This window comes from Pantoea sp. paga, from assembly GCF_007558755.1.
Lineage (GTDB): Bacteria > Pseudomonadota > Gammaproteobacteria > Enterobacterales > Enterobacteriaceae > Pantoea > Pantoea agglomerans.
Window position 1 is genome coordinate 1 of the sequence record NZ_VLTF01000036.1, and the last position, 728, is coordinate 728.

The 728-nt window shown below is 52.5% G+C and carries 1 protein-coding gene; it reads left to right on the forward strand.

The window, feature by feature from the left end:
* The coding region (locus tag FOV68_RS23860; RefSeq protein ID WP_143991732.1) for an elongation factor Tu at positions 1-728 on the forward strand (728 nt) is incomplete at both ends.

Genomic DNA, 728 nt, shown 5'->3' on the forward strand with positions numbered 1-728 from the left:
TGTGACATGGTTGATGATGAAGAGCTGCTGGAACTGGTAGAGATGGAAGTTCGTGACCTGCTGTCAGCATATGACTTCCCAGGCGACGACACTCCAATCGTTCGTGGTTCTGCTCTGAAAGCGCTGGAAGGCAACCCAGAGTGGGAAGCGAAGATCATCGAGCTGGCTGAGCATCTGGACAACTACATCCCAGAGCCACAGCGTGCGATCGACATGCCGTTCCTGCTGCCAATCGAAGACGTATTCTCAATCTCTGGCCGTGGTACTGTTGTTACCGGTCGTGTTGAGCGCGGCATCGTTAAAGTCGGCGACGAAGTTGAAATCGTTGGTATCAAAGATACTGTGAAATCAACCTGTACCGGTGTTGAGATGTTCCGTAAGCTGCTGGATCAGGGTCAGGCAGGCGAAAACTGTGGTGTTCTGCTGCGCGGTATCAAGCGTGAAGACATCCAGCGTGGCCAGGTTCTGGCTAAGCCAGGCTCAATCAAGCCGCACACCCAGTTCGAGTCAGAAGTTTACGTTCTGTCTAAAGACGAAGGTGGTCGCCATACTCCGTTCTTCAAAGGCTATCGTCCACAGTTCTACTTCCGTACAACTGACGTAACCGGCTCAGTAGAGCTGCCAGAAGGCGTTGAAATGGTAATGCCAGGCGACAACATCAAAATGGTTGTTACCCTGATCCACCCAATCGCAATGGACGAAGGTCTGCGCTTCGCAATCCGCGAAGG